This is a genomic window from Brasilonema octagenarum UFV-OR1 (assembly GCF_963888615.1).
Taxonomy (GTDB): domain Bacteria; phylum Cyanobacteriota; class Cyanobacteriia; order Cyanobacteriales; family Nostocaceae; genus Brasilonema; species Brasilonema sennae.
The window spans coordinates 1-2345 of record NZ_CAWPKW010000283.1 but is presented as its reverse complement, the minus strand read 5'-3'; the positions used below and the strand labels follow the sequence as shown (position 1 = coordinate 2345).

Annotated in this window: 2 protein-coding genes; one reads left to right on the top strand and one right to left on the bottom strand. The window is 47.6% G+C overall.

Annotated elements, in window-relative coordinates:
• Positions 1–395: 395 nt before the first annotated feature.
• Positions 396–1268, top strand: a complete 873-nt coding sequence (locus tag AC5590_RS24350) for a fructosamine kinase family protein (protein ID WP_169268958.1) — start codon at positions 396–398, stop codon at positions 1266–1268.
• A 14-nt stretch (positions 1269–1282) separates the two neighbouring features.
• Here the strand turns inward: AC5590_RS24350 and AC5590_RS24345 are convergent, their stop codons facing one another.
• Positions 1283–2203 carry an NADP-dependent oxidoreductase gene (locus tag AC5590_RS24345; RefSeq protein WP_169268957.1) on the bottom strand — a complete coding sequence of 307 codons (921 nt, stop codon included), beginning with the start codon at positions 2201–2203 and terminating at the stop codon, positions 1283–1285.
• Positions 2204–2345: the final 142 nt, after the last annotated feature.

Below are 2345 nucleotides of genomic sequence, written 5' to 3'. Positions count from 1 at the left end.
GCGGGGGTTCCCCCCGTTGTTCGCGCAGCGTCTCCGGAGGAGATAGGAACTGCGTAAGCGCAAGCGCACGCTAAGAGCGAACGCGTAGCGTCTCCGCAGGAGATACCCGAAGGGCTTCCCGCAGGGTACCGCAAAGGACGCATAGACGCAAAGCGGCTTCCCGCAGGGTAGGACGCAAAGAAAAGAAAGAGAAGAAGAGGAGGATGTTCATATCTTATTTAGGAAGGCTGTAGACTTCCAACGATGAGGAAGTTATCCTGCTCATCCCCCTCACTCGCTGCTCAAACATTGTATGCCCTACAGAAATTTAGTTTTGAATTTTGCTTCGACTGCGCTCAGCAACCATGAATTTTGCTTCGACTACGCTCAGCAACCATGAATTTTGAATTGTTATGATGTGGACTGAAATTGATGCCAATATTAGCCAGGTGACTGGCGAAAAATTTCAATCGTCACAACGACGCTCAGTCGGTGGTGGATGTATAAATCAAGGTTACAGTGTCTGTGACGGTGAGCGCACCTATTTTGTCAAGTTTAATCAAGCGTCGCAAATTGCAATGTTCGAGGCTGAGGCGCTAGGCTTACAGCAAATGTACCAAACAGCAACTATCCGCGTTCCCAAACCCATTTGCTGGGATACAGCTGGTGATTCTAGCTATGTGGTGTTGGAATGGCTAGAGATGGGTTCAGCCCAAACAAAATCTTGGGAAGAAATGGGGCGCAAGTTAGCAGCGATGCATAAAGCAACCAGCAGCCAAGGTTTTGGTTGGGATATAAACAACACTATTGGTTCCACGCCTCAAATTAATACTTGGACAGCAGATTGGGGTGAGTTTTATACTAAATATCGGCTGAGTTATCAATTCCAATTGGGAAGGCGTAAGGGAGGTCATTTTCCCCAAGAAAAGGAGTTACTAGAGGCTATTCCTGAAATTTTGGCAGATCATAAACCACAGCCTTCTCTTGTACATGGTGATTTATGGGGAGGAAATGCTGGGTGTACTGTTGCGGGAGAACCAGTGATTTTTGATCCGGCGGCTTATTTTGGCGATCGCGAAGTTGATATCGCCATGACAGAATTATTCGGTGGTTTCTCTGCTGCGTTTTATCGAGGTTACAACGAAGTTTGGCAGTTAGATGAAGGGTATGAGCAAAGAAAAACTCTCTACAACCTGTATCACATTTTGAACCATTTCAATTTATTTGGTGGTGGTTATTTGTCGCAAGCAAACCGGATGATTTCCCAGATTTTGGCGATTTCGCGCTAAACTCCAGTTCAAAACTATGTGCCAATTTGCAAAACAATTTTGCCGCGTGTGCGCCCACTTTCGGAAAGTTGGAATGCCTTTTTGACTTCTACAAGCGGCAAAACGGTTGCGACGTGCGCTTTTAATTTGCCTTCGTCAACCAATGCGCTGATGGCAGCTAATTGTTCCGCGTTTGGCTTGCAATGAACCCGCGCGGACTTGACGCCAAATTCCTGCGCTTTTTCTTCGGACGGAAACTCCACTGACGTTACCAGAAAGCCACCTTTTTTCAAAGTTTGGAACGCTCTTTCAAACGTGTCGCCGCCGACTGCATCGAAGACGACATCAACGTCTTTAACGACTTGTTCAAAGTTTTGCTTCGTGTAATCAACGAACTCATCCGCGCCTAAATCTCTGACGAACTCTTCATTGCGTCCCGAAGCCGTACCGATGACGTATGCGCCTTTTGCTTTGGCAAGTTGAACAGCCAGTGAACCGACTCCGCCTGACGCGCCGGTTATCAAAATTCTTTGCCCGCTGCTGAGATGGGCTAAATCAAAAATCGCCTGCCATGCGGTTAACGCGCCGAGTGGAACCGCCGCCGCGTTCTCGAAATCGAGACTTTGGGGTTTAGACGCAATATCCCCCATTTTGGCGATCGCGTATTCGGCGAAACCTCCAGAGCGTATGATGCCGTAAACCGCATCACCTTGTTTGAAACCTCTGACATCATCGCCAATTCTTTCGATTGTTCCAGCAATCTCGCCGCCGAGCATGATCGGTAGTTTCAAACCGAGCCTTTCGCCCACACCGTTGCGGATTTTCCAGTCAACCGGATTAACCCCCGCGACGTGAACTTTCACCAAAACTTCGTCCGCCTTCGGCTCTGGGCGTTCGACATCGGCATAATTTAGAACGTCATCATTGCCGTATTCTTTGATTACTATTGCTTTCATTTTCCTCGCTCCTGTTTAATTCATAAATTGAGCTACTTACTATTGTTATAGGAATCCGGTTTTATTTCTGAATTGACTCGTAGAGGTAGGGAACAGGGAACAGGGAACAGGGAACAGGGAACAGGGAACAGGGAACAGGGAA

Bases quoted from the DNA above. Each gene is read 5' to 3' on its own strand.
- AC5590_RS24350 (WP_169268958.1), top strand. From the start codon at position 396: ATGTGGACTGAAATTGATGCCAATATTAGCCAGGTGACTGGCGAAAAA.
- AC5590_RS24345 (WP_169268957.1), bottom strand. From the start codon at position 2,203: ATGAAAGCAATAGTAATCAAAGAATACGGCAATGATGACGTTCTAAAT.